22 protein-coding genes and 1 riboswitch are annotated in these 26,313 nt (G+C 73.2%); of the genes, 16 read left to right on the forward strand and 6 right to left on the reverse strand.

All coding sequences use genetic code 11. The annotated features are described in order from the left end of the window. Positions 1 to 285: 285 nt before the first annotated feature. The gene (gene murJ, locus ACZ7LK_RS23900; protein ID WP_471143162.1) at positions 286 to 1,968 is read right to left on the reverse strand and encodes a murein biosynthesis integral membrane protein MurJ; all 1,683 of its coding nucleotides are present in this window, start codon (positions 1,966 to 1,968) and stop codon (positions 286 to 288) included. A 136-nt stretch (positions 1,969 to 2,104) separates the two neighbouring features. After that, positions 2,105 to 3,301 carry an MFS transporter gene (locus ACZ7LK_RS23905; protein WP_471143260.1) on the reverse strand — a complete coding sequence of 399 codons (1,197 nt, stop codon included), beginning with the start codon at positions 3,299 to 3,301 and terminating at the stop codon, positions 2,105 to 2,107. A gap of 122 nt (positions 3,302 to 3,423) precedes the next feature. Here ACZ7LK_RS23905 and ACZ7LK_RS23910 point away from each other — a divergent pair, with 122 nt between their 5' ends. Continuing rightward, entirely contained in the window at positions 3,424 to 4,599 is a 1,176-nt protein-coding gene (locus ACZ7LK_RS23910) for an ROK family transcriptional regulator (protein ID WP_471143165.1), read from the forward strand. A gap of 274 nt (positions 4,600 to 4,873) precedes the next feature. Here the strand turns inward: ACZ7LK_RS23910 and ACZ7LK_RS23915 are convergent, their stop codons facing one another. Next, the gene (locus ACZ7LK_RS23915; protein WP_471143167.1) at positions 4,874 to 7,216 is read right to left on the reverse strand and encodes a chitinase C-terminal domain-containing protein; all 2,343 of its coding nucleotides are present in this window, start codon (positions 7,214 to 7,216) and stop codon (positions 4,874 to 4,876) included. 267 nt (positions 7,217 to 7,483) lie between these two features. Next, a riboswitch (FMN riboswitch) is annotated at positions 7,484 to 7,614 on the forward strand. A 208-nt stretch (positions 7,615 to 7,822) separates the two neighbouring features. On the opposite strand from ACZ7LK_RS23915, the gene ribD reads away from it, so the two are divergent. The 10 genes from ribD to ACZ7LK_RS23965 all read left to right on the forward strand — a co-directional run bounded on the left by ribD (position 7,823) and on the right by ACZ7LK_RS23965 (position 16,589). Next, positions 7,823 to 8,884 (forward strand): bifunctional diaminohydroxyphosphoribosylaminopyrimidine deaminase/5-amino-6-(5-phosphoribosylamino)uracil reductase RibD, encoded by a 1,062-nt coding sequence (gene ribD / locus ACZ7LK_RS23920; protein ID WP_469462400.1) that lies wholly within the window; start codon positions 7,823 to 7,825, stop codon positions 8,882 to 8,884. A gap of 2 nt (positions 8,885 to 8,886) precedes the next feature. Then, on the forward strand, positions 8,887 to 9,495 hold the full coding sequence (locus ACZ7LK_RS23925; protein WP_392275999.1) for a riboflavin synthase: 609 nt from the start codon (positions 8,887 to 8,889) through the stop codon (positions 9,493 to 9,495). Further along, positions 9,492 to 10,133 carry a nicotinamide mononucleotide transporter family protein gene (locus ACZ7LK_RS23930; protein ID WP_392276000.1) on the forward strand — a complete coding sequence of 214 codons (642 nt, stop codon included), beginning with the start codon at positions 9,492 to 9,494 and terminating at the stop codon, positions 10,131 to 10,133. The genes ACZ7LK_RS23925 and ACZ7LK_RS23930 overlap by 4 nt, the downstream gene beginning before the upstream one ends. Then, entirely contained in the window at positions 10,130 to 11,407 is a 1,278-nt protein-coding gene (locus tag ACZ7LK_RS23935; RefSeq protein ID WP_471143170.1) for a bifunctional 3,4-dihydroxy-2-butanone-4-phosphate synthase/GTP cyclohydrolase II, read from the forward strand. Before ACZ7LK_RS23930 ends, ACZ7LK_RS23935 begins: the two co-directional genes overlap by 4 nt. Before the next feature lie 40 nt (positions 11,408 to 11,447). Continuing rightward, complete coding sequence (gene ribH / locus ACZ7LK_RS23940) at positions 11,448 to 11,933, forward strand: 6,7-dimethyl-8-ribityllumazine synthase (RefSeq protein ID WP_392276002.1); 486 nt, start codon at positions 11,448 to 11,450, stop codon at positions 11,931 to 11,933. Between the two features lie 35 nt (positions 11,934 to 11,968). Continuing rightward, positions 11,969 to 12,250 (forward strand): phosphoribosyl-ATP diphosphatase, encoded by a 282-nt coding sequence (locus ACZ7LK_RS23945; RefSeq protein WP_126884800.1) that lies wholly within the window; start codon positions 11,969 to 11,971, stop codon positions 12,248 to 12,250. A gap of 53 nt (positions 12,251 to 12,303) precedes the next feature. Continuing rightward, positions 12,304 to 13,179, forward strand: a complete 876-nt coding sequence (hisG, locus tag ACZ7LK_RS23950; RefSeq protein WP_471143173.1) for an ATP phosphoribosyltransferase — start codon at positions 12,304 to 12,306, stop codon at positions 13,177 to 13,179. A gap of 145 nt (positions 13,180 to 13,324) precedes the next feature. Continuing rightward, positions 13,325 to 13,777: a PH domain-containing protein gene (locus ACZ7LK_RS23955; RefSeq protein WP_469462380.1), complete on the forward strand. Its 453-nt coding sequence runs from the start codon at positions 13,325 to 13,327 to the stop codon at positions 13,775 to 13,777. Between the two features lie 233 nt (positions 13,778 to 14,010). Next, positions 14,011 to 15,351, forward strand: a complete 1,341-nt coding sequence (locus ACZ7LK_RS23960) for a hemolysin family protein (protein WP_392276005.1) — start codon at positions 14,011 to 14,013, stop codon at positions 15,349 to 15,351. Continuing rightward, positions 15,348 to 16,589, forward strand: coding sequence for a hemolysin family protein (locus ACZ7LK_RS23965; protein ID WP_392276006.1), 1,242 nt, complete (start codon positions 15,348 to 15,350; stop codon positions 16,587 to 16,589). The genes ACZ7LK_RS23960 and ACZ7LK_RS23965 overlap by 4 nt, the downstream gene beginning before the upstream one ends. A 26-nt stretch (positions 16,590 to 16,615) precedes the next feature. Here ACZ7LK_RS23965 and ACZ7LK_RS23970 read toward each other — a convergent pair whose 3' ends face one another. Together ACZ7LK_RS23970 and ACZ7LK_RS23975 are read right to left on the reverse strand one after the other, a co-directional pair. After that, entirely contained in the window at positions 16,616 to 18,553 is a 1,938-nt protein-coding gene (locus ACZ7LK_RS23970) for an AAA family ATPase (RefSeq protein WP_392276007.1), read from the reverse strand. A gap of 410 nt (positions 18,554 to 18,963) precedes the next feature. Beyond that, positions 18,964 to 19,566 (reverse strand): uridine kinase family protein, encoded by a 603-nt coding sequence (locus ACZ7LK_RS23975; protein ID WP_392276008.1) that lies wholly within the window; start codon positions 19,564 to 19,566, stop codon positions 18,964 to 18,966. A 174-nt stretch (positions 19,567 to 19,740) separates the two neighbouring features. Here ACZ7LK_RS23975 and ACZ7LK_RS23980 point away from each other — a divergent pair, with 174 nt between their 5' ends. From ACZ7LK_RS23980 to ACZ7LK_RS23990, 3 genes are all read left to right on the forward strand, one after another. Then, entirely contained in the window at positions 19,741 to 21,132 is a 1,392-nt protein-coding gene (locus tag ACZ7LK_RS23980) for a C39 family peptidase (RefSeq protein ID WP_471143180.1), read from the forward strand. A 115-nt stretch (positions 21,133 to 21,247) separates the two neighbouring features. Beyond that, positions 21,248 to 21,394, forward strand: coding sequence for an SCO1431 family membrane protein (locus ACZ7LK_RS23985; protein ID WP_392276010.1), 147 nt, complete (start codon positions 21,248 to 21,250; stop codon positions 21,392 to 21,394). A gap of 336 nt (positions 21,395 to 21,730) precedes the next feature. Then, positions 21,731 to 22,903, forward strand: a complete 1,173-nt coding sequence (locus ACZ7LK_RS23990) for an acyl-CoA dehydrogenase (RefSeq protein ID WP_392276011.1) — start codon at positions 21,731 to 21,733, stop codon at positions 22,901 to 22,903. 511 nt (positions 22,904 to 23,414) lie between these two features. On the opposite strand, the gene ACZ7LK_RS23995 is transcribed toward ACZ7LK_RS23990, so the two are convergent. Continuing rightward, positions 23,415 to 23,813 (reverse strand): hypothetical protein, encoded by a 399-nt coding sequence (locus ACZ7LK_RS23995; RefSeq protein ID WP_392276012.1) that lies wholly within the window; start codon positions 23,811 to 23,813, stop codon positions 23,415 to 23,417. Positions 23,814 to 24,017: 204 nt separating this feature from the next. Between ACZ7LK_RS23995 and ACZ7LK_RS24000 the strand changes: the two genes are divergently transcribed. Beyond that, positions 24,018 to 24,458: an Lrp/AsnC family transcriptional regulator gene (locus tag ACZ7LK_RS24000; RefSeq protein ID WP_392276013.1), complete on the forward strand. Its 441-nt coding sequence runs from the start codon at positions 24,018 to 24,020 to the stop codon at positions 24,456 to 24,458. A 22-nt stretch (positions 24,459 to 24,480) separates the two neighbouring features. Continuing rightward, positions 24,481 to 26,106, forward strand: coding sequence for an amidohydrolase (locus ACZ7LK_RS24005; RefSeq protein ID WP_469462388.1), 1,626 nt, complete (start codon positions 24,481 to 24,483; stop codon positions 26,104 to 26,106). Positions 26,107 to 26,313: the final 207 nt, after the last annotated feature.

Genomic DNA, 26,313 nt, shown 5'->3' on the forward strand with positions numbered 1-26,313 from the left:
CGACCGCGCGACCGGATCCCGGCCGGGTGCGGCCGAAAAAGACCAGCCGCCATGGTAATCCCGGCCCTCCACCACCCCGCCCCCACCGCCCGGCCGGCCCGGAACGTCACTGCGGGCCCGGTCCGGGTCGGTGACGCTCGACGTGTGCACCGAGACCGCCGGGCCCGGATCTCCTACCGCCGCACGTCGCCGAGCGCGACCCCGCCGCACGTCGCCGGACGTGACACCCATGGTGGCAGCTGGTGCCGGCGTTCCTCCTCGCCCCCTTCCATCGTTTGCCCGGACTCAACGCATCCCGGGCAGACGACGGAGCTCGTCGACCTTCAGCAACCGGGCAAGAAGGAGATACGCCAGGGCTGTCGCGAGGGCCCCGGCGGCCAAGGCGACAGCGGTAGGCCACGTCCCTTCTCCCAGGCCGGCGCACGCACGCGCCGCGGCCCAGCCCAGCCCGGCAGCCGGGCACGCGGCGCACAGCAGCTTCACGTAGGTGCGGCGCAGACCTCCGTCGTCGATCCGGCCCCCCATCTTGTTGCGCAGCAGGCAGGCGGTAAGCGCGAGACCGGCCACATAGGAGAGGGTGTAGGCGCCGGCCATGCCGACCACCGACCAGCGGGCGGGCAGGGCCACATGGCAGGCCGTGGCCAGGGCGATGTTCACGCCTGCGATCCAGGCCGCCATGAAGAACGGGGTGCGGGTGTCCTCGAAGGCGTAGAAGCCGCGCAGCAGCAGGTACTGGGCGGAGAACGGGATGAGCCCGAGCCCGAACGCCTGCAGCATGTAGCCCAGTGGGCGGGCTGAGGCGGCATCGGCTGCTCCGTGGGCGAACAGCAGCGAAGAGATCTGGGGCCCCAGGGCGAGGAAGAGGAAGGCGGCGGGCACGATGACCACGCCGCTGATCCGCAGCGCCCGGGACAGGTCCGCGCGCAGGTCCGGGATGCGGCCCTCGGCGACGGCCCGGCTCATGCGCGGCAGCAGCGCCGTCACCAGGGACACGGTCACGATCGACTGCGGCAGCATCCAGATCGTCTGCGCGTAGGTGTAGGCGGAGTAGCCCGCGCCGGCCTGCGGCAGCTCCTGGTCGGCGGCATTGGCGTAGTTCGTGACCACCGTCAGGGAGACCTGATTGGCCAGGACGAACAGCAGCGTCCACTTCGCCGCGTGCACGCTCTTGCCCAAGCCGGTGCCCCGCCAGTCGAACCGCGGCCGGAACCGGAAACCGGCCGCCCGGGCGAACGGGATAAGAGCCAGGGCCTGGACGGCGATGCCCGCGGTCGTCCCGATCCCCAGCAGCCGCACCTGGGCGGCGGTGATGTCCTCCACCCGGTCGGGCACCGTCATCAGCCCCAGATAGGCGGCGAACATGCCGACCAGCACGACGTTGTTCAGCACCGGGGTCCACATCATCGCGCCGAACTTCTCACGCGCGTTCAGCACCTGCCCGTAGATGCTGAACAGCCCATAGAAGAAGATCTGCGGCAGCAGAAACCGCGCGAACGTCACCGTCAGCTCGAACGCCTCGTGATTGTCCGGGGTGTCCCGCATGTACAGGCCCACGATCCGCGGCGCCGCCCATACCGCCAGCGCCGTCCCCACGCCCAACACGCACACCACGAGCGTGACCAGCCGCTGCTCGTACGCCCGCCCGCCATCGGGCTCCGTGGCCCGGGCCCGCACCAGTTGCGGCACCAGCACAGCATTGAGCGCGCCGCCGATCAGCAGCGTGTACAGGCTCGTCGGCACGGTGTTCGCCGTGTTGTACGTACTGGCCAGCAGGCCCGTTCCCAGCGCCGCGGCCTGCAGCACCTGACGGATCAGCCCCGTCGCCCGCGACACCACCGTGCCGACAGCCATCAACAAGGACGAACGAGCCAGCCCGCCTTTGTCCTTGTTCCGCCGGGCGGCATGCCGCCCCCTTGTCCGCTGCTCCTGCGGCATGGTCTGCGCCGCGGAGTTCGCCCCCTCCACCATGCCGTCAACCTATGCCGCAAGATCCCACGCTCCCAATTCGCGCGCCTCACTGCTCCCGCGGTCCCGGCACAAGGAGCGGGGGTGCGGCAGGACTGAGCCGGAGGACCTTCAAGGCCGGGCCGGGCGGGCCCGCGCGTCAGTGGGGGGTTCGTGCGGTCTTCGCCGTGCTCGCCGGGTCGGACGTCCGGCCGGCGGTGCGCAGAACGCCCGCGCCCAGCACCAGCCCGAAGGTCAGCAGGGTGACCAGCCCGAACGACACGGTGAGGGACGTCGCGTCGGCCACTCCGCCGATCGCCGAGGGGGCGATGAGGCCCGAGGTGTACGTGATCGTGGCGACGCCCGCGATCGCCTGGCTCGGGTTCGGGCCGCTGCGCCCGGCTGCCGCGAAGGCCAGCGGGACGACGACGGCCACGCCCAGTCCGATGAGCCCGAACCCGGCCATGGCGACCGCCGGGTGCGGCGCGGACACCACCAGCAGGCCGCCCGCCGTCGCCGCGGCGCCCCCGGCCCGTACCGTGCGCACCGCCCCGAAGCGGTCCACGACCCGGTCGCCCACCAGCCGCGCCACCGCCATGGTCAGGGCGAACGCGGTGGTCGACGCGGCCGCGAGACCCGCCGACGCGTCCAGCTCGTCCCGGAGGTACACCGCCGACCAGTCCAGGCTCGCGCCCTCCGCGAACACCCCGCAGAAGCCGATCGCCCCGATCACCAGGGCCGACCTGGGCGGCAGCGCGAACCGGGGCGGCGGTTCCTCGTCCGGCGCGCTGCGCAGGTCCAGGACGCCCTGGCAGAAGACCAGGCCCAGGGCCGTGAGCACCAGCGCCGCGACGAGGTGGTGCACCCGGGCGTCCACGCCCAGGTGCGCGGCGAGCGTGCCGCAGGCGGAGCCGATCAGGGCGCCGGCGCTCCACATGCCGTGCAGGCCGGACATGATCGACTTGTCGAGGCGGTTCTCGACCTCGACGCCCAGCGCGTTCATGGCCACGTCGGACATGCCCGAGGTCGCCCCGTACACGAACAGCGTGCCGCACAGCGTGTACACGCCGGGCGCCAGGGCGGGCAGGACCAGCGAGAGGGTCCACAGCGCCAACAGGCCGCGCAGGGCCGCCCGGGCGCCGAAGCGGTGGCTGACCGCGCCCGCCAGCGGCATCGCGGCCGAGGCGCCCAGCGCGGGGAAGGCGAGCGCCAGGCCGAGCTGGCCGGCGCTGACGCCCGCGTGGTCCTGGATCCACGGGATGCGGGTGGCGAAACTGCCGGTCACGGCGCCGTGCACACAGAACACGGCGGCCACCGCGAACCGCGCCCGCCTCAGCCGTTCCTTGCCGAACACCATGTCGTGCGACGCCACGGGCCCTCCCCGTCCTGCTCCTTCTCCGGCCTCTCCGGCGGGACGTAAATTATCAGGAACCCTGCCTGATAGTAAGCTGGTACGACGAGGTCTGAGAGGATCACGGCATGCCCGCATCGCCCAGCACCGCCCGGGCCATCAACGACCGGCTCGCCCTGCGACTCCTCCAGGACCAGGGGCCGTTGACGGCCGGTCAGCTCAAGAACCTCACCGGGCTCTCCCGCCCCACCGTCGCCGATCTCGTCGAACGGCTCCAGGGCTCCGGGCTCATCGGGGTCGTCGGGGAATCGGGCGCCGAACGGCGGGGCCCCAACGCCCGGTTGTACGGGATCGTCGCCGACCGGGCGCACCTCGCCGCCCTCGACGTCCGCACCACCAGCGTCTCCGTGGTCGTCACGGACCTGCTGGGCGCCACGCTCGCCGAGGCGTCCCTGCCCATGACCGGCCACAGCGACGAGCCCGCCGTGCAGCGCGCGGTCGGCCTGCTGGAGCGAACGGTGGCCGAGGCGGGGGTGCGGCGGCTGCACAGCGTCGGCATCGGGGCGCCCGGCCTGATCGACCCGGCCACGGGCGAGCTGCGCGACTCGACCGGCCTGCCGGCCTGGCACCGCCGGCTCGTCGGCGCCCTCCAGGAACGGCTGCCCGCCACCGTCGTCGTCGAGAACGAGACCAACCTCGCGGCGGTGGCGGAGCAGCGCGAGGGTGCCGCCCCCGACCGGGACACCTTCGTCCTGCTGTGGCTCGGCCACGGCGTCGGCGCGGCCGTCGTGCTGGACGGCGCGCTGCGGCGCGGCGCCTCCGGAGGCGCGGGCGAGATCGGCTTCCTGCCCGTGCCGGGGACCGGGGGCCTGCCGTCGGCCACCGGCTGCGGCGGCGGCTTCCACGCGCTGGCCGGTTCGGCGGCGATCCGCTCACTGGCGGCCGAGCACGGTGTCGTGTCCGGCGACGACCGGGGCGAGGAGCCGGCCGGTGCCGTGGCCGTGCGGACCGCCCTGGCCGCCGGTGCGGACGACTTCCTCGACGCCCTCGCCGACCGGCTGGCCCTGGGCGCGGCCGCCGTCAGCGCCGTGCTCGACCCCGGCTGCGTCGTCCTGGGCGGTGAGACCGGCCACGCGGGCGGCCCCGCGCTGGCGGCCCGCGTCGAGGACCGGCTGGCCGCCCTGTCCCCGCTGCGCACGGAGGTACGGGCGAGCGCCCTGGGCGGCGCGGCGGTACTGCGGGGCGCGCTGCTGACGGTCCGGGACGCGGCCCAGGACGAGCTCTTCGCCCCCACGACCCCCTGACCTCCGGGCCGGCCGGCCCACCGCGTCCCGTCCGTCCCCGAGCGGCACGCGGGACCCTGAGCGGCACGCGGGACCCCGCGCCGCCGCCCCCGGCGTCGCACGTCACGCCGTAAGGCCCCGGCGCCACGGCGAAAGCCGCCCCCGGCGGCACGCGGTACGCCGAAAGGGCGGCTCCCCGGAGGCATGGCAAAGGGCGGCTCCCCGGAGCACGGCGAAGGGCCCCGGCGGCGGCAAGGGCCGTCTCTCCGCCGCCGGGGCCCGTCCCGTCACCGGGTCAGCAGGCGCCGAGGTCCTGCCAGACACCCCATTGGCCGGTGGTGCCGGGCTCCTCGCCCTTGGTCCACCACTTCGCCTTCCAGGTGCGGGACGCGTGGGACACCGTGGCGCCGGAGCCGTACTCGGCCGCCGAGCTCCACGCGGGCGCGGTGCACGCGCCGGGAGTGGGCGTGGGGGTCGGCGTCGGGTTCGTCGGGTCCGGCGAGGGACCGGTGCCGGAGCCCGGCTCCACCACCGTCGCCCCGCGCGCCAGGTCGCCGGCGAGCGCGTACGAGGTCCCGCCGATGTTCACGGTCCAGTTCCACGGGGTGGACACCGGCAGGTAGTAGTTGAAGGACAGCTCCACCGACGCGCCCGGCGCCAGCGTCTGCCAGGCCGGCAGCTTCAGCGAGACGCGGTGGAAGTCGCCCTTGAGCCCGCCGACGTTGTTGCCGGTGTGATCGCTGCTGATCACCTTGGTGCCGAAGCCGGACTGGTCGGAGGCGTTGCCCGGGGCGGCCGTGGAGTAGTCGAACTGGAACTCCGTGCCGCCCGGCAGCGTGGTCCTCGTCCCGTTGGTGATCTTCACCTTGGGGGTGAGGGGGTAGTTGGAGTCGCCGAGCTTGAACTCGCCGAACTCGACCCCGATGTTCACCGCCTTGGCGGGCAGCGTCTTGTCGGAGACCTTCGCGCCGTAGGGGGTGGCCGCCCTGAACTTGTCGTACATCAGCGAGGTCAGCGCGGACCCCGGCTCGTACTGCCCCTTGGCGGCGTTCCAGCCGTAGTCACCGGCCAGCTCCCAGACCATGGTGCCGCCGATGCCCTTGTCGACCACGTAGTCGGCCTTGCGGGCGACCGACTGCTCGTCCTCGGTCGACAGGAACACCTTCTTCTCCGCGTTCCACAGCCACGGCGCGACCAGCGTGGAGTCGTACTTGCGGGCGTAGGTGCCGGTCAGCCTGGTGTCCGCGCCGAAGCCGTACTTCGGCAGGTAGTCGCCGAGAACGCCCTTCTCCAGGTTCTTGGCGTGCCACATCGGGTTGGAGCCGGCCGGCGACTCCTTGCCGCTGTCGTCCTTGTCGTGCCACAGGTTGTCGATGCCCACCGCGCCGTCACCGCACTTGGTGAGGCCGGACCCGGCCGGACAGGTGGTCGTGGCCGCCCTGCCCCACAGGCCGTCGGTGCCGCCCTGGACGTTCTTGAAGCCGCGGGTGTAGTACGGCAGGCCGATGTTGATGCGGCCGGCCGGCATGGAGCCGCGGAAGTAGTGGTACGCCCAGTCGGTGTTGAGGTAGCCGATGCCCCCGTACTGCGCGCTGCCGTAGACGTTCGCCGCCGCCAGCTCCGCGTCCTTGCCGTCGTCGAAGAGCGAGGCGTTGGGGCCGACGTACTCGTTCCAGGCGCCGTGCAGGTCGTACGACATGATGTTGACGTAGTCCAGGTACTTCTGGACCTGGAAGGTCTCCATGCCGCGCAGCAGGTATCCGGAGGAGGGGGCCGCGACGGTCAGCATGTAGTGCTTGCCGTCGGCCGCGCCCGCCCGGTCCAGCTTCTCGCGCAGGGTCTTCATCAGGGCGGCGTAGCCCTTGACGAGACCGGCCCGGCGGGCGTTGGAGATCGCGTGGTCGAGCGGGTTGCCCGCGTCCTTCATGGAGGTGGGGTACTCGTAGTCGATGTCGACGCCGTTGAACCCGTACTTCTTGATGAAGGCGACCGCCGAGTCGGAGAAGGTGTCGATGCCCGCCTGGTTGACCGAGCCGTCGGCGTTGGTGGCCATCGAGTAGAAGCCGCCGGAGCCGACGCGCTTGCCGCCGTCGTCGAAGTAGCCGCCGGTCTCGGCCCAGCCGCCCACCGAGATCAGCGTCTTGACGTCCGGGTGCTGCTTCTTGAACTTGTTCAGCAGGTTGAAGTGGCCCTTGTAGGCGTACGCGGGATCCATCTCGGCGCCCGCGACCCCCGGCCAGGTCATACCGGTCGCGGCGTTGTCCGGGCCGTCGGCGCCGACGGACAGCTTGTTGCCCGAGTCGATGTGGCCGAAGGCGTAGTTGATGTGGGTGACCTTGTCCCACGGGATGTTCGGCGCGAGGTAGGCGGGCGTGCCGTCCTTGCCGGTGCGCCAGCCGGTGAAGTAGCCGATGACCCGCCGCTGGTGGTCGGCGCCCATCTTCTCGCGACCGTCGGTGTCGTACACCGAGCAGTAGGGGACGTCGACGCCGGACGTCCGGTGGAGACCGTCGGGGCGACAGGACTCGTGGTCGGTGGCGGCGTGGGAGACGCCACCGGAGAGCGAGCCGAGCAGCAGTCCGGCCGCGGCGGCGCCGGACGCCAGCAGAGTGGCTCGTCTGCGGGTGGGGGACAGCACGGTGGGTTTCCTCCCGTGGAGGCTGAGGGGCACACAACTGACAGGCGGATGGGTCGCGTTGGGCCCTGGCGTGCGCACACCCGGCGGGCCGTCTCCGTGGAGGTGACGCAGACATTAAGAGGACTAGACCAGCCGGTCAATAGGTCTGGACCAATAGGTCCGGACCGTTTGGCATCCCGGAGGGGTCCCGGCGGTCTGTGAGGCAGCCCACAGCCTTCGCCCGCATGGGTGACGAGCGGGCGTGGCACACTGGCCCTGTATCAGCAGCAGCGCACTCCGGGGTCGGTGTAATTCCGAACCGGCGGTTACAGTCCGCGACCCGGCCGCATCCAGTGGCCGGTTGACCAGGTGAAATTCCTGGACCGACGGTGAAAGTCCGGATGGGAGGCAGTGCGCGGCGGGTGACCCCCCCTGGGGCGACCGGCCGTACGTCCGCTGGTCGCCGGTGTCCGGCGACCGGTGTTCCGGCCACGCGTCCCCTGTGCGGTGGTGTCCTACCCGCTCCCTGTCGTCCTCGGCAGGCCCCGGAGTCCGCGCCCGAAGAGGCAGGAGGACCCGGTGGCCACCGCAGTGGACCAGCCCGCGGACACGGCCGACGTCGCCGCCATGCGCCGAGCCGTCGCGCTCGCCGCCCGGGGCCTCGGCTCCACCAGCCCCAACCCCGTCGTCGGATGCGTGATCCACGACGCCTCCGGCCACGAGGTCGGCGCCGGCTGGCACCAGCGCGCCGGCGGCCCGCACGCCGAGGTCCACGCCCTGCGCCAGGCCGGCGTCCTCGCCCGTGGCGGCACCGCGTACGTCACCCTCGAACCCTGCGACCACACCGGCCGCACCGGCCCCTGCTCCCAGGCCCTCGTCGAGGCCGGCATCGCCCGCGTGGTCTACGCGGTCGGCGACCCGGACCCGCGGGCCACCGGAGGCGCCGACACCCTGCGCGCGGCCGGCGTCGAGGTCGTCGGCGGCCTGCTGGAGGCCGAGGCCGAGGCCGGCAACGCCGCCTGGCTCACCTCCGTACGCCTCGGCCGCCCCTACGTCCTGTGGAAGTACGCCGCCACCCTCGACGGCCGCGTCGCCGCCCAGGACGGCACCAGCCGCTGGATCAGCTCGCCCGCGTCCCGCGCCGACGTCCACCGGCTGCGCGCCGAGGCCGACGCCGTGGTCGTCGGCTCCGGCACCGCCCGCGCCGACGACCCCCACCTGGCGGTACGCGGCGTCGAGGGCGCCGTCCAGCCGCTGCGGGTGGTCGTCGACACCGAGGCCACCGCCGTCCGGGCGGGCGCCCGCGTCCTGGACGACGCCGCCCCGACCCTGATCGCGGTCGCCCAGGACGCCGCCACGGACCGGCTCCCCGCCGCCGACGTCGTACGCCTCCCCAGGGACGGCCGCGGCCTGTCGGTACCCGCCCTGCTGGCGGCCCTCTACGAGCGGGGCGTCCGCTCCGTCCTCCTGGAGGGCGGCCCGACGCTCGCCGGCTCCTTCGTCGCCGCCGGAGCCGTCGACCGGGTCGTCGGCTACCTGGCCCCGGTCCTCCTCGGCGCCGGGCCCACCGCCCTCACCGGCGCCGGCATCACCACCCTCACCGAGGCCCTGCGGCTCGACGTCACCGAGACCGTGCCCCTCGGCCCCGACCTTCGTATCACCGCCACCGTCACACCCAAGGAGCGCTGAGCGTGTTCACCGGAATCGTCGAAGAGCTGGGCGAGGTCACCGCCGTCGAGAACCTCGGCGACTCCTCCCGCTTCCGCCTGCGCGGCCCCCTCGTCACCGGGGACGCCAAGCACGGCGACTCGATCGCCGTCAACGGCGTCTGCCTCACCGTCGTGGACACCGCCGACGGCGAGTTCACCGCCGACGTCATGGCCGAGACGCTGAACCGCTCCAGCCTCGGGGCCCTCACCCCCGGCTCCCGGGTCAACCTGGAGCGCCCCATGGCCGTCGGCGACCGGCTCGGCGGCCACATCGTGCAGGGTCACGTCGACGGCACCGGCACCATCCTGGAACGCACCCCCTCCGACAACTGGGAGATCGTCAAGGTCTCCCTCCCGGCCGCGCTCCGCCGGTACGTCGTCGAGAAGGGCTCCATCACCGTCGACGGCGTCAGCCTCACCGTCGTCGACGCCGGGGCCGACCACTTCACCATCAGCCTCATCCCGACGACCCTCGCCCTCACCACGCTGGGCATCAAGGAGCCGGGCGACCCGGTCAACCTCGAGGTCGACGTCATCGCCAAGTACGTCGAGCGGCTCGTCGGCACCACCTACGGGGGGAACACCCAGTGAACTGGCTCAACTCAGAGGCCTTCACCGCCTTCGGCCAGCACATCCTCTGGTCGGACATGATCGGCAACACCATCGGCCTGGTCGCCCTCGCGCTCGGCTGGCGGCGCTCCGTGCTGACCTGGCCCGCCCAGTTCCTGTCCGGCGCCATTCTCTTCGCCGCCTTCGCGGGCCACCTCACCGGCAGCGCCGGCAAGCAGGTCGTGGTCATGGTCGTCGCCGCCTGGGGCTGGTGGCAGTGGACCCGTGGCCGGCAGCGCGACCAGGACGGCTCCATCGCCGTGCGCTTCGCCACCTGGCGTGAACGCGGCCTCATGGCGGGCGGCGCCCTCCTCGGCACCCTCGCCGTCGGCGGCCTGTTCACCGCCTACCCGGCGCTGTCCTGGGACCCGTGGCCCGACGCGTACATCTTCGTCGGCACGCTGGTCGCCATGTACGCCCAGGCTCGCGGCATGGTCGAGTTCTGGTTCGCCTGGCTGCTGGTCGACCTCGTCGGCGTACCGCTGAACTTCGTCAACGGCTACGCCTTCTCCGGCTTCGTCTACGTCATCTACGGCGCGCTCGTCCTGTGGGGCCTGCGCGACTGGTGGCTGCGCTCCCGAGCGAGCGAGTCCGCCTCCCTGGAAGGAGCACCCGCATGAGCAGCCTCCCCCTCTGGGACGCCACGGACCTCGCCCTCGACCCCGTCGAGCAGGCCATCCGCGACATCGCCGCAGGCCGCCCCGTCGTGGTCGTCGACGACGAGGACCGCGAGAACGAGGGCGACCTCGTCATCGCCGCCGAGAAGGCCACCCCCGAGATCGTCGCCTTCATGATGAGCGAGTGCCGCGGCCTGATCTGCGCCCCCATGGAGGGCGACGAACTGGACCGCCTCCAGCTCCCGCAGATGGTCGGCGACAACACCGAGTCCATGAAGACGGCCTTCACCGTCTCCGTCGACGCCGCCCCCGTCCACGGCGTGACCACCGGCATCTCCGCCGCCGACCGCGCCACCACCCTCCAGCTCCTCGCGAGCGGCGTGGCCGCCCCGGCCGACTTCGTCCGGCCCGGCCACGTCTTCCCGCTGCGCGCCCAGCCCGGCGGCGTCCTCGTCCGCAACGGCCACACCGAGGCCGCCGTCGACCTGGCCCGGCTCGCCGGACTGCGCCCCGCCGGGGCGATCGTGGAGATCGCCGGCGAGGACGGCGTGATGCTCCGGCTGCCCGAACTGGTCCCCTTCGCCCGCAAGCACGGCCTGACGATCATCTCGATCGAGGACCTCATCGCCTACCGCCGCAGCAGCGAGCCCACCGTCCGCCGCGAGGCGGAGGTACTGCTGCCGACCGCGCACGGCGCGTACACCGCGTACGGCTACCGCTCCACCGTCGACGGCGTCGAGCACATCGCCCTCGTCCACGGCGACATCGGCGACGGCGAGGACGTCCTCGTCCGCCTCCACTCCGAATGCCTCACCGGCGACATCTTCCACTCGCTGCGCTGCGACTGCGGACCCCAGCTCCAGGCCTCCATGGACCGCGTCACCGAGGCCGGCCGCGGTGTCGTCGTCTACCTGCGCGGCCACGAGGGACGCGGCATCGGCCTGCTGTCCAAGCTGCGCGCCTACGAACTCCAGGAACGCGGCCACGACACCCTCGACGCCAACCTGGAGCTCGGCCTTCCCGCCGACGCCCGCGACTACGCCGCCGGCGCCCAGATGCTCGCCGACCTCGGCGTACGCAGCCTCCGGCTGATGACCAACAACCCCGACAAGGTCGACGCCCTCGTCCGCCACGGACTGACGGTCAACGGCCGCGAGCCCATGCCTGTCCAGGCCGGGGAGCACAACCTCCGCTACCTGCGCACCAAGCGCGACCGGATGGGCCACGACCTGCCGTGGCTCGACGCCTCCGGCGCGTCCCCCTGCAACAACCAGTAACCAGCACGGTCCAGCACCAGAGCACGAGGAGAGTACGTACGTGAGCGGCAAGGGCGCACCCGAACTGAGCGTGAAGAACTGCGGCGACCTCCGGGTCGCCGTGATCGCGGCGCAGTGGCACGAGAAGATCATGGACGGCCTCGTCGGCGGCGCCCTGCGCGCCCTGCACGAGCTCGGCATCGACGAGCCGACCCTGCTGCGGGTCCCCGGCAGCTTCGAACTGCCGGTCGTCGCCAAGGTCCTCGCCGGCCGCGGCTACGACGCGATCGTCGCGCTCGGCGTCGTCATCCGCGGCGGCACCCCCCACTTCGAGTACGTGTGCCAGGGCGTCACCCAGGGCCTGGTGCAGGTCTCCGTCGACACCGGCGTCCCCGTCGGTTTCGGCGTACTGACCTGCGACACCGAGGAGCAGGCCCTGGACCGGGCCGGCCTGGAGGGCTCGAACGAGGACAAGGGGCACGAGGCGGTCACCGCCGCCGTCTCCACCGCCACCACACTGCGCACGGTCAGCGAACCCTGGCGCTGAGTGGGCATGTCCCACCCCGTACTCTTAGGACCATCATGGCGAACAGAACCCGTAAAAGCTTCGAAGAGCTCTTCGCCGAGCTGGAGCTCAAGGCCAAGACCGGCGATCCCGCCACCTCCCGCACCGCCGAGCTGGTGGACAAGGGCGTCCATGCCATCGGCAAGAAGGTCGTCGAGGAGGCCGCCGAGGTCTGGATGGCCGCCGAGTACGAGGGCAAGGAAGCCGCCGCCGAGGAGATCTCGCAGCTGCTGTACCACGTCCAGGTGATGATGGTCGCCCGCGGGATCTCGCTCGACGACGTCTACGCCCACCTCTGAGCAAGCACCCCGCTCCCCAGAACTCCTTTTCACACAGTTAGGAAGCCCACCCCATGCTGCGCATCGCCGTCCCCAACAAGGGTTCACTCTCCGGACCTGCGTCGGCGATGCTCCATGAGGCCGGCTACCAGCAGCGCAAGGAGTCCAAGGAACTGGTGCTGGTGGACCCGGAGAACGAGGTCGAGTTCTTCTACCTCCGCCCCCGCGACATCGCCATCTACGTCAGCTCCGGCAAGCTCGACATCGGCATCACCGGCCGCGACCTCCTGCTGGACTCCGGCGCCGACGCCGAGGAGATCCTCCAGCTCGGCTTCGCCCGCTCCACCTTCCGGTACGCCACCAAGCCCGGCACCGCGAGCGGCCCCGCCGACTTCGGCGGCATGACGATCGCCACCTCCTACGAGGGCATCGTCGCCAAGCACCTCGCCGACCAGGGCATCGACGCCTCCGTGGTGCACCTCGACGGCGCGGTCGAGACCGCGATCGAGCTCGGTGTCGCCCAGATCATCGCCGACGTCGTGGAGACCGGCACCTCGCTGCGCAACGCGGGCCTGGAGGTCATCGGCGAGCCGATCCTCAGGTCCGAGGCCGTCGTCATCCTCCCCCGGACTCCGTCCGGGGGCGCCGCCGGCACCGGCGCCCCCGCCGACGACCCACGAGTGCAGCAGTTCCTGCGCCGCCTCCAGGGCGTCCTGGTGGCCCGGTCGTACGTGATGATGGACTACGACTGCCGCGCCGAGCACCTGGAGCAGGCCGTCGCCCTCACCCCCGGCCTGGAGTCCCCGACGGTCTCCCCGCTGCACAACGAGGGCTGGGTCGCCGTCCGCGCCATGGTCCCCGCCCGTGAGGCGCAGCGGATCATGGACGACCTGTACGCCCTGGGCGCCCGCGCCATCCTCACCACCGAGATCCACGCCTGCCGCCTCTGAGGCGCGGCCCGGCGAAACCGCCTCCGGCGCCCGGCCCCCGGGCCCGCGCCGGACGCGGTCTTTCCCGGGCCGGCCCAGGGGCCGCCCCGGAGCCACCCCCGCTGCGCCGCCCCCTCCGAGGCCCGACCCAGAACCGGTACGTCACATGTCCGACCCCCGCCTCCCCGTCCTCCCGGTCACCTTCCGGCCGACCCGCACCCGGGCCGTCCTGCTGACCGTGGGCACGGTGATGTTCGCGACCATCACGGCCGTCGCCCTGATGCTGGACAAGCTCGGCCCGGGGGAGCGCGCCAGCTTCGTCTTCACGGCGGCGCTCTTCTTCGGCGTGCTCGCCCTCCTCAGCCGCCCCAAGGTCGTCGCGGACGACGAGGGCGTCACCGTGGTCAACCTCACGCGGCGGCGCCGGCTCGCCTGGGCGGAGATCCTCCAGGTCAACCTGCGCGAGGGCGACCCCTGGGTGTTCCTGGACCTCAGCGACGGCACCAGCATGCCCGCGCTCGGCATCCAGCCGGGGATCGGCAAGCGGCAGGCCATCCGCGACGCCCAGGCCCTGCGCGCCCTCGCCGAGACCCGCGGCACCGGCACCGACGCCGCCTGAACGCGCCCCCGCCGCCCGCCGGTCGCCCGGATGGGCGCCGACCCTCTGCCCCACCGGGGCCCCGCGTGATTACTCTTGTGGCGGTGGCGCCGACCGCGCCACCGCCCCGCACACACGGCAGCACCACGCACCACACGGCCGGCGGGGCCCCAGCGACCCGAGGAGTGATTCCCTCCAGCAATGGACGGATCGTCCGGTAGTACCTGCGCCGCCCCCTCCGAGGAGTCGGCGGCATGACCATCCCCCTCCTGCTGCTCGCCGCGGCATTCCTTCTGATCCTCGCCAACGGCTTCTTCGTGGCGGCCGAGTTCGGCCTCGTCACCGTGGAACGGGCGGACGCCGAACGCGCCGCCGCCGAGGGCGACCGGCGGGCCCGCACGGTCGTGACGTCCCTGCGGGAGCTGTCCTTCCAGCTGTCCGGCACGCAGCTCGGCATCACCATCACCTCGCTCGTCGTCGGCATGCTCGCCGAACCGGCGCTCGCGCGGCTCCTCGACGGGCCGCTGACCGCCACGGGACTGCCCGCGGGGGCCGTCTCCGGCGCCGCGGTGGTGATCGGCATGCTGGGCGCGTCCGCCGTCCAGATGGTGATCGGCGAGCTGGTCCCGAAGAACTGGGCCGTCTCCCGGCCCCTGCACGTGGCACGCTTCGTCGCCGGCCCGCAGGCGCTGTTCTCGTCCGCCTTCCGGCCGGTCATCACCCTGCTCAACGCCGCCGCCAACCGCCTCGTGCGGCTGCTGGGCGTCGAGCCCACCGAGGAGCTCGCCTCCGCCCGTACCCCCGGCGAGCTGGTCTCGCTCGCCCGGCACTCGGCACGGGCCGGCGCCCTCGAACAGGACACGGCCGACCTCTTCGTACGCACCCTCTCGCTGGGCGGGCTCACCGCGCAGCACCTGATGACCCCGCGCGTGAAGGTCAACGCCCTGCGCACCGACGCCACGGCCGCGGACGTCGTCAACCTCACCCGGGCCACCGGCCTGTCGCGCTTCCCGGTCTACCGGGACCGCATCGACGAGATCGTCGGCATGGTCCACCTCAAGGACGCGCTCGCCGTGCCCGGACACGAGCGGCTGCGCACCCCGGTGGGCCGGGTCGCCGTCCCTCCGCTGCTGGTCCCCGAGACCCTGCCCGCCCAGGCACTGCTGGAGCGGCTGCGCAGTGAGCAGCCGATCGCCGTCGTCGTCGACGAGTACGGCGGCACCGCCGGCGTCGTCACCCTGGAGGACATCGTCGAGGAACTCGTCGGCGAGGTCCGCGACGAGCACGACGCCGAGGCCGACGACCTGCCCGAACTCGCCGCCGTCGCGGCCGAGGACGGCCATGCCGCGTGGGAGGCCGACGGCAGTTGCCGCGTCCACACCCTGAAGCGGATAGGCCTCGACGTCCCCGACGGGCCGTACGAGACCGTCGCCGGGCTCGTGGCCGACCTGCTCGGCCGCATCCCCGCCCCCGGCGACCGCGCCGAACTGCCCGGCTGGCGCCTCTCCGTGCGCCAGGTGGACCGGTACCGCGCCGAACGCGTGCGGCTGGTCCGCACGGCGGACGCCGGTGTCATGACGGAGGCGGTCCGATGAGCGTCCTCCAGCTCCTCTTCGCCGGCCTGCTCGTGCTCGCGAACGGCTTCTTCGTCGGTGCCGAGTTCGCCCTCGTCTCGGTACGCCGCAGCCAGATCGAGCCCCTCGGCCCCGGCTCCAAGCGGGCCCGGCAGGTCCTGTACGGCCTGGAGAACCTGCCGCGGATGATGGCCGCCGCGCAGTTCGGCATCACCGTCTGCTCGCTCACCCTGGGCGCGGTCGCCGAACCGACGGTGGCGCACCTGCTGGAGCCGGTCTTCCACGCGGTACGGCTGCCCGAGGGCCTGGTCCATCCACTGGGCTACGTCATCGCGCTCGCCGTGGTGGTCTTCCTGCACCTCGTCATCGGCGAGATGCTGCCGAAGAACCTGGCCATGGCGGCGCCCGAGAGGACCGCGCTGTGGCTCAGCCCCGGGCTGGTCGGCTTCGCCCGGCTGTGCCGTCCGGTGACGGCGGCGCTGGGCGCGTGCTCCCGGCTGGTGCTGAAGGCCTTCCGGGTGGAGCCCAAGGACGAGGTGGAGGCGGTCTTCACCCGTGCCCAGCTCGGCCGGCTCGTCGAGGACGCCGGCCAGGCCGGGCTGCTCGACCCGGCCGAACAGGAACGCCTGGAGGACGCCCTGGAACTGGGCAGCCGCCCGGTGTCCGACGTCCTCATCCCGCGTCCGTCCCTGGTGACGGTCACCCCGTCGGTCACACCCGCCGAGGTCGAGGAGCTCACCGTCCGCACCGGGTACTCCCGGTTCCCGGTGTGCGCGGAGGGCGGGGGAGGGGGCTTCATGGGGTTCGTGCACGTCAAGGACGTGCTGGACCTGGAGGACGCCGGCCGCGCCGTACCGCAGCACGTCTGGCGGCCGATGGCCACGCTGCGGGCGGAGCTGCCGCTCGACGACGCCCTCACCGTGATGCGCCGCGCGGCCACGCACCTGGCGCAGGTCGCCGACGCGTCGGGCCGCATCCTGGGCCTGGTCGCCCTGGAGGACGTCCTGGAAATGCTGGTCGGCGAGGTACGCGACCCGGCACACCGCTCGGCCGCGCCACCGGTCCCGATGGTCGCCCCCGCGCCCCCGGCCGGCTCCCCGGACGACGACCGCGACCGGGACCTGGACCGGGGGACGGGGCCGGGCACGGCAACGGGCGGGAACCAGGAGCCGGGTCCGGACCGGAACCAGGAGCCGCTCGCCGGAGCGCCGTCGGAGCAGCCCTCCGGCTCCGCCAGCAAGGGCGTCCTGACCGCCTGATCCGCCCGGGGCGCACCCCGCCCGGGTCAGTAGCCGCCCGGCGGGTCCTGGGGGCCGCGGTTCGAGGGACCGCGGCCCGACAGGACCTCGCCGTACGCCTGCATCAGGTCCGGCAGGCGCAGCGTGGCGAGGTCCTCGCGGGTGGGCGTCACGGTGTAGCCGGACAGCCGCAGGTCCCGGTAGGCGCACGACTTCTCGTACAGCGTGCGCAGGAACCGGCCGTTGCCCAGCTCGTCGATCCAGCCCTGCTCGACGACGTGGCCGCTGATGGAGCGCAGCTCGTCGAGGGCCTCCTCGTCCCAGACGTCGTCGTTCGCCGCGGCCAGCACCTGGCCGATGGCGGTCAGCTCGGCGGGCCGGTACGAGGGGAAGTCGACCCGGGTGGTGAAGCGGGACGACAGACCGGGGTTGGCGGCGAGCAGCCGGTCCATGCCCTCCGGGTAGCCGGCGAGGATGACCACCAGGTGGTCGCGGTTGTCCTCGGCGCGCTTGAGCAGCACCTGGAGCGCCTCGTCGCCGTAGGCGTCGCCCTTGCTGTAGCCGGAGTTCGACAGCGAGTACGCCTCGTCGACGAACAGCACCCCGCCCAGCGCCGAGTCGATCAGCTCGTTGGCCTTCACGGCGGTCTGCCCCAGGAACTCCCCGACCAGGTCGGACCGCTGGGCCTCCACGAGGTGGTCGCCGCCGAGCAGCCCGAGCGCGTAGAAGACCCGGCCGAGGATCCTGGCGACGGTGGTCTTCCCGGTGCCGGAGGGACCGGAGAAGACAAAGTGACGTTTCGGCGGCTGGACCGGAAGCCCCTGCTCGGCCCGCAGCCTCGCCATCTCGAGCTGCGCCGACAGCGCCTTCACCTGCCGCTTGACCGGCTCCATGCCCACCATGCGCTCCAGCTCGGCGAGCGCCTCCGCCAGCAGCGCCGGATCGGTGGGGCTCGCCGGGAACGCCGGGGTCCGCGGCCGGCCGGGACCGGGCGCCTGCTCCCGTACGCCGTGGGCGGGGGCGGGCGGCTGGGCAGGTGCCTGGCCCGGCGGCTGCCCCCCGCCCTGCGCCTGCCCCGGCGGCTGCTGCGGGTCGCCGCCCAGACGGAGCCCGTCGCCGGGCGGGGCGTCCGGGACGTCGGGGAGGTCCGCCGCGTCCTGCCCGAAGCCGGCCAGGGAGACGGCGGCCAGGTCGGCCACCGGGTCGTCGGTCCCGTCGAACCCGTCGTACTCGGCGATCGCGGCGAGCCGCGCGGCCGTGTCCATGAAGGCCGGGTCGATCCGGTGCACCGCCCGGTACAGGGGGAGGGCGGCGGCGCTGCGGCCGGTGCCCTCGCGCGCGCGGGCGAGCCAGTAGCGCAGCTCCTTGCGCTGCGGCTGCTCGCTGCGGCAGCGCATCAGGGCGGCGGCCAGCAGCGGCTCCGCCTGCCCGTACATCTCCAGGCGCACCCGGGCCATGCCGCCGAACAGCCCGGCCTCGATGCCGAGCAGCGGATCGCCCACCAGCGGTTCGGTGTGGCGCACGAGCTGGTCCCAGTCCTTGACCAGGTAGGCCCGGCAGGCGTGCAGGAAGCGCACCTGCGGGTCGGCGTCCACGGGCGGCAGCCCCGCCAGCGCCCGGTCCAGCTCCGGCACGTGGCGGCCGTCGAGCCAGTGGGAGGCGTGGGCGAGCAGCAGGTCGCGCGGGGACTCCAGCACGGGCTGGACCCACCAGCCCAGCCAGTACCAGGAGTTCAGCGTCCGGCGGTAGCGGGCCCGCTGCTCACCGAACCGGTCCCGGTTGCGGTACATCCGCAGCAGCGCGGTGGTCGTGTCGACGCGCAGCGCGTGCAGTCCGAGCCAGCCGTCGGCCATGCCGGGATCGATCCGGACCGCCGCCCGGAACTCCTCCTCCGCCTGCGGATACGCACCCATGGTGTAGGCGTCCACGCCACGCAGCCAGGCGAGGTCGGCCGGGGCGTGCGTGCCCTGCGTGCCGATGTCCATCGGGTCCCCCACAAACCGTGTCCCCGTACCTGTCCGCCGGGCGGCCGCCCGCCGGAAGCGTTCCCAATCGCCCTCTCATCAACGGGATTTGACCGCACCGAGGGGCATCGTACCTGCACGGGGAGTGTTCGTTTAAGAGCGCGAAGGGGCCCGCGAGCTTCCCGGGAATGGTGACCGACGGTGAGCGTCGGGTGCTCGAGCGGCGCCGGAATCGGCGGGGTGGGGGCAGAACGAAGCCCCCGATCACGGGGGAACAACCGGGGGCTTCGCGTCCGTGTCGGCTCCGAAAAGCCGCACATTGAGAACGTAAGACCTGTAAGCCCCGTCGGTCAAGCGAAGTTGGGGCACTCTGGAGGCTGATTTCCGACTGCTCAGTACGGTGGACCGGACGGGGGCCGGAGCCGGTTACGTCACGTGACGATGTGGTCCGGGCTCGCTGTCACAGACGGCCCCGGCAGCCACTCGTATCCCACGGTGCACTCGCGTACCAGGACGTCGGCGAAGGGCCGGGACGGGTCCGTCGCGAAATGCCGGGTCTCGGCCGCCGTCCATCCGTCCCAGAACGCCGATTGGGCCGGTCCGTCCCGGTGCCGGCCCCGCTCCCAGGACTCCACCGGGCCCCGTTCCATCCACAGCAGCCGGGCCAGAACGGGCCGCAGCGCCCGGCGTCCGGCGCCCACGCCCTCGACGAGGACGACCGGGGCCGGCGGGAGCGGCCGGGGCGGACCGAACCGCCGCAGATTCCAGTCGTACGGGTGAACGCGGGCGACCTCGCCACGGGTCAGCGGTTCGAGCACCTGCTCCCGGAGCCGGTCCGTCCAGGCGAACGGTTCCTCGTGGGTGGCGATGTCGTCCAGGTGGAGGACGGGAGCGCCGCCGAGCGCCGCCGCCAGCCGGCCGGCGAACGTGGACTTGCCCGAGCCGGCGTGTCCGTCGACCGCGACCAGCCGGACGGGGCCGCACGAAGGCGGCAGCGCGCGAAGCGCGGCGGCGTGGCGGTCGAGGGCGTCCATGCGGCCACCCTACAAAGCCACAGGTGGAGACCAATATTCGTGGGGCGACGCGTGCCGCGGCGCTGGCCGATCCGCCGCCGGAACCGGGATAGTGGGCGGACCCGCCGTACGCACCTGTCGTACGCGCCGCCCTGACGTACCCGTCGAACATCCCGACCGACCGGGGGTCTCGCCATGACCAGTTCCCCGCCGCCCGAAGCGCCGTCGGCCGCCCGCAGGACCGTGCTGGCGGCCGCGCTCGCCGTGGCCGGCACCGCCGCGGCCTCCTCGGCGCCCGTCTCCGCCCTGACCGCCGGCGGCACCACCGGGGCCGCGGCCGGCCCCCGGGCGTCGTCCGGCTTCGTCGACAACCGCTTCTGGACCTCGTACACGGACTGGCGCACCGGCATCCGCGCCGGGACCCGCGCCGTCCTCTCCCAGCGCCCCGCGCTGGTGATCGACACCCCCGCCGGCCGCACCGACTACACCGATCCGCACACCGGCACGAAGGGCACCTGGGAATACGCGACCTGGACCTCGCCCGAGCACATCCCCACCGCCCCCGCGACCGAGGTCATCGCCTCCTGGAACGCCGCCACCCCGGCCGGGACCTGGATCGCGGTCGAGCTGAAAGGCCGGTACCCGGACGGCTCCGAGACACCCTGGTACGTGATGGGCCGCTGGGCGGCCGGCGACGGCGACATCCGGCGCACCTCGGTGGACGGCCAGACGGACGGCAGGAGCAGCGTCTGGACCGACACCCTCGCCGTCGACGACACGGCGAGCGGGCTGCGCCTGGTCTCCTACCGGCTGCGGCTCACGCTCCACCGCCGGCCCGGCACCCGGCTCACCCCGGCCGTGTGGCGGGTGGGCGCCATGGCGTCCGACGTCCCGGACCGGTTCACGGTGCCCGCCTCCGAGCCGGGCGTGGCGCGCGAGCTGGTCGTCCCGCGCTACTCCCAGAACCTCCACATCGGGCAGTACCCGGAGTACGACAACGGCGGCGAGGCCTGGTGCAGCCCCACCTCCTCGCAGATGATCGTCGAGTACTGGGGCCGCCGGCCGACCGCGGAGGACCTGGCCTGGGTGGACCCCGCCTACGCCGACCCCCAGGTGTGCCACGCGGCCCGCTCCACCTTCGACCACCAGTACGACGGCTGCGGCAACTGGCCCTTCAACGCCGCCTACGCCGCCACCTACGACGGCCTGAGCGCCGTCGTCACGCGGCTGCGGTCGCTGACCGACCTGGAGACGCTGGTCCGGGCGGGTGTCCCGGCGATCACCTCGCAGTCCTTCCGGGCCGAGGAGCTGACGGGCGCCGGCTACGGCACGGCGGGCCACCTGATGACCGTGATCGGCTTCACCGAGGGCGGCGACGTGATCGCCAACGACCCCGCGTCCCCGAGCAACGAGGCCGTACGCCGGGTCTACCGGCGCCGCGAGTGGGAGAACATCTGGCTGCGGACCAAGCGCTACAACGCCACCGGAAAGGTGGTCTCCGGCACGGGCGGCGTCTGCTACCTGTACTGGCCCGCCCGTCCGACGACCGCGCAGCGCCGGGCCCTGGCGGCGGTCGGCGTCCGCTGAGCGGGGCCGGACAGCGGCGGACGGCCCCGGGACCGTGATGAACGTCTCTACCCCGGGGCCCGTCCGCGCTGGCACTGTGGAGGGCGTCCCCCAACGGTCGACAGAGCGGGAAACCATGACCACCAACGCCGCTGCCCTCGCCGCCCCCAGGGCCCGTACCGGCGGGCCGAAGGACGACGGCCCCGAGCTGCTGGAGCACATCCTGGGCTGGGTGCTCGTCGTCGTCCTCGCCATGCTGGTCACGCGGCTCGGCCTGATCTGACGGCCCCGGCGGTCCGGGCGGCGGGTCCGCTCCCGGACGGAGCGGATCAGCTCCCCGTTCGCGGTGCCGCCCGGGGCCGTGGAAGCCCATGCCGAGCAGCGGTTTTCACGCCGGCACCCCCAGGCCCTCGAGCTTCCGGACCGTCGCGTCCCCGTGGCATCCCGGCCCACCGGTGACGGGAGCCACTCGATCGGGCATACTCAACCCGCCACAGCCGCTGGTCAGCCGGTTCCGTGATCCGGGAAGGCAGCATCGGCGAAGCAGTGAGACCCGGCGGCGCCGCCCTACCCTTCGCGCGCGCCCGCCGCAGCGCCCGATAGGGAGGAGAGCGCCCCCATGTCCGACCGCGCCCCGCAGCCGGTGGAACGACAGCTGCCCACCGAGGAATCCAGGGACCTCGTCGCCCTGGTTCGTGACATCGTCCAGCGGGAGATCGCACCGCGCGCGGCGGAGGAAGAGGACGCCGGACGCTTCCCGCGCGAGGTCTTCACCCTGCTCTCCGAAGCCGGTCTGCTCGGCCTGCCGTACGACTCCGCCTTCGGCGGCGGCGACCAGCCGTACGAGGTCTACCTCCAGGTCCTCGAAGAGCTCGCCGCCGCCCGGCTCACCGTGGGCCTCGGGGTGAGCGTCCACTCCCTCGCCTGCCACGCCCTCGCGGGCTACGGCACCAAGGAGCAGCGGACCGAGCACCTGGCGGCCATGCTGGGCGGCGGGCTCCTCGGCGCCTACTGCCTGTCCGAGCCCTCCTCCGGCTCGGACGCCGCCTCGCTGCGCACCAAGGCCGTCCGCGAGGGCGACGACTGGGTCATCACCGGCACCAAGGCGTGGATCACCCACGGCGGCGTCGCCGACTTCTACACGGTCCTGGCCCGCACGGGCGTCGAAGGACCGCGCGGCATCACCGCCTTCCTGGTCCCCGGCGACGCGGACGGCCTCTCGGCCGCCGCGCCGGAGAAGAAGATGGGCATGAAGGGCTCACCCACCGCCCAGCTCCACTTCGACGGCGTGCGCGTCCCCGACGCGCGCCGCATCGGCGACGAGGGCCAGGGTTTCGCCATCGCCCTGTCGGCACTGGACTCGGGCCGGCTCGGCATCGCCGCGTGCGCCATCGGCGTCGCCCAGGCGGCGCTGGACGAAGCGCTCACCTACGCCACCGGCCGGAAGCAGTTCGGCCGCCCCATCGCCGACTTCCAGGGCCTGCGCTTCATGCTGGCCGACATGGCCACCCAGGTCGAGGCGGGACGCGCGCTGTACCTGTCCGCGGCCCGGCTGCGCGACGCCGGCCTGCCGTTCTCCCGGGAGGCGGCCATGGCCAAGCTCTTCTGCACGGACGCGGCGATGAAGGTCACCACCGACGCGGTGCAGGTACTGGGCGGCTACGGCTACACCGCCGACTTCCCCGTCGAGCGCTACATGCGTGAGGCCAAGGTGCTCCAGATCGTCGAGGGCACCAACCAGATCCAGCGGATGGTCATCGCCCGTCACGTCGTGGGCCCCGAGAGCCGCTGATCTCCCCGGGCAGCGCCCACACCGGGGCCGCCGTGAGCCGGGACCACTCCTGGTCGCGGCGGCCCGGCAGCGTCTTGCCGCTGCCGGCCCACTGACGGACCAGCGCCCGGTAGATGGGCGGGTCGGAGGACTGCGGAACCGATTCTTCCGTACCCGGGACCATGCGGCTCGCACCGTAGCCGCTCGTCGGGTACGTCGGGTACGTCGAGTGCAGCGAGGTCATGCCCGGCCAACGCCGGGCGGTCCCGCCTGGTCACCCCCCGGCGCATTCGGGCGCCAGTTCACCCCCGACCGCCGAGCCCGTACGGGGAGGTCGCCCCCATCGCGCACCGGTGCGCCGGACCCGGTTGACGCACCGTCACATCCCTGTGGGGTCAACAGCCATGAGAGCGGCGGACGGTGAGGTCCCGCGCCCCCGCCGTGCTCAGGGCGAGGACGCGGGACCGTCACCAAGTGATCCGGGTGGAGCCGGAGCGGCCGGCACGCGGGCCGGGCGCCGGGGCCGGACCCGTCAGGCCGCGCGCCCCATCCGCGGCATCCGGCGCTGCGTCGGGCGCGGCACCTTGATGGGCCGCGAACCGGGGCCGCCCACGTGCGAGAACGGCTGTGTGCGCCAGTCCAGCCCCTGCGGGAGGGTCAGCAGCAGGGCCGTGTCCTGCTCCTGGAGCTCCAGGGACTCGTCGGCCGGCCGCGCCTCCGACGCGGCCCGTCCCGTGCCCGTGCACACCGTCAGGACGAACGGGTTCCACGGCGTCGGGCACAGGGCGTGCTCCGGCAGCTCGTCCTCGTCCGCCAGCAGTGCGATGGGCTGCGAGCAGTCCGGGCAAATGACCCGGACCATTTCGAAAGTGTCGTACGCGTCGAGTTCGTCGTCCTCGTGGGATGCGACCGAATCAACAGGCTCCTGCATGGAGAATCTCCCCCTCGGGTGGGCCGACCAGGCTCTTGCGGCCTCGACCACAGCAACCAATTCCCTTCCACGCGCGCGAATAACCATCCGGTCACGAAGGACGCCTGCCACAAACCTGTGGCCTTCGTCACATGCCGCCCGCAGGTGCCCTTCCGGGGCGCCTCCGACTGTGCCGCGGGGCACCCGGGGCAATAGGTTGACCGCATGGAGGAGCTGGATCGTCAGATCGTCGAGTTGCTCGTCAAGGACGGGCGCATGAGCTACACCGATCTGGGCAAGGCCACGGGCCTGTCCACCTCGGCGGTGCATCAGCGCGTCCGACGCCTCGAGCAGCGCGGAGTCATCCGCGGTTACGCCGCCGTCGTCGACCCCGAGGCGGTGGGCCTGCCGCTGACCGCGTTCATCTCGGTCAAACCGTTCGACCCCAGCGCCCCCGACGACATCGCGGACCGGCTCGCCGACATCGCCGAGATCGAGGCCTGCCACAGCGTGGCCGGCGACGAGAACTACATCCTCAAGGTGCGGGTCTCCACCCCGCTCGAGCTGGAGCACCTGCTCACCAGGATCCGTTCGCAGTCCGGCGTCTCCACCCGTACCACCGTGGTCCTGTCCACTCCGTACGAGGCCCGGCCCCCGCGCGTCTGACCAGGTATCTAGGCTGGTCGTCATGACCGAGAGCGCACACCGCACCGTGCTCCTGCGCGGCGGAGACGTCCACAGCCCCGCCGACCCCTTCGCCACCGCGATGGTCGTCGAACGCGGCCATGTCGCCTGGGTGGGGTCCGAGGGCGCCGCCGACGCCTTCGCCTCCGGCGTGGACGAGGTGATCGACCTCGAAGGCGCCCTGGTGACCCCCGCCTTCACCGACGCGCACGTCCACACCACGGCTACCGGGCTCGCCCTCACCGGCCTCGACCTGTCGGGCGCCCGCACGCTCGCCGAGGCTCTGGAGCGCGTACGGGCGCACAGCGCCGCGCGCCCCACCGACCGGGTCCTCCTCGGCCACGGGTGGGACGCCGCCCGCTGGCCCGAACAGCGCCCCCCGTCCCGTACCGAACTCGACGAGGCCACCGGCGGGCGCCCGCTCTACCTGCCGCGCGTCGACGTCCACTCCGCGGTCGTCACCACCGCCCTGCTGGACCTCGTCCCCGGCGTGACCGACCTGCCCGGACACCACCCGGACCAGCCGCTCACCGGCGCCGCCCACCACGCCGTACGGGCCGCCGCGCACGCCGCCGTCACCCCCGCCCAGCGCGCCGGCGCCCAGCGTGCCGCACTGGCCCGCGCCGCCTCCCTGGGCATCGGCACCGTCCACGAGTGCGCGGGCCCGGAGATCTCCGACGAGGACGACTTCACCGCTCTGCTGGCGCTGGCGGCCGAGGAGCCCGGCCTCCGGGTCGTCGGCTACTGGGCCGAGGCGGTGACCGGCGAGAAGGACGCCCGCCGCGTCCGCGAACTGGGCGCGGTCGGAGCGGCCGGGGACCTCTTCGTCGACGGCTCCCTCGGCTCGCACACCGCCTGCCTGCACCAGCCGTACGCCGACGCCGGGCACACCGGCACCGCCCACCTGGACGCCGCCGCCGTCGCCGCCCATGTCACCGCCTGCACCGAGGCCGGGCTCCAGGCGGGCTTCCACGCCATCGGGGACGCCGCCGTCAGCGCCGTCGTCGACGGCGTACGGGCGGCCGCCGAGGCGGTCGGCCTGGCACGCGTGCGTGCCGCCCGCCACCGCGTCGAGCACGCCGAGATGCTCACCCCGGAGACCATCGCCGCCTTCGCCGAGCTCGGCCTCACCGCCTCGGTACAGCCCGCCTTCGACGCCGCCTGGGGCGGGGAGGACGGGATGTACGCGCGGCGGCTGGGCGCCGAGCGGGCGCGCACGCTCAACCCGTACGCCGCGATGCTGCGCGCCGGCGTCCCCCTGGCCTTCGGCTCCGACAGCCCCGTCACCCCGCTGGACCCCTGGGGCACCGTCCGGGCCGCCGCCTTCCACCGCACGCCGGAGCACCGCATCTCGGTGCGGGCCGGCTTCACCGCCCACACCCGGGGCGGCTGGCGGGCCACCGGCCGGGACGACGCCGGCGTCCTGGTGCCGGGCGCGCCCGCCGACTACGCGGTCTGGCGTGCCGACGAACTGGTCGTCCAGGCACCCGACGACCGGGTCGCCCGCTGGTCCACCGACCCCCGTTCCGGAACGCCCGGCCTGCCCGACCTGACCCCGGGCGTGGACCTCCCCGTCTGCCTGCGGACCGTCGTCGGCGGACGCACCGTCTTCCTGCGACCGAACGAGTGACGTGACGGGGCCGCACGGTCCGGCCGGCTTCCCGCAGGGTCCCCCGCGACCTGCGGATCTTCCCCTCTGACCTGCTGTTTCTGTCAATCACCCCAGGTGGAACGACTGTTGACAGCGAGCGGTCGGCGGCGGGTAGGTTCGGCCGCGTCCACCACAGGACGTCCGACCGGCCGACCTCCACGCAGTCCTCGAACGCCGCTGGGCCAT

Source organism: Streptomyces sp. NPDC039423, assembly GCF_055598725.1.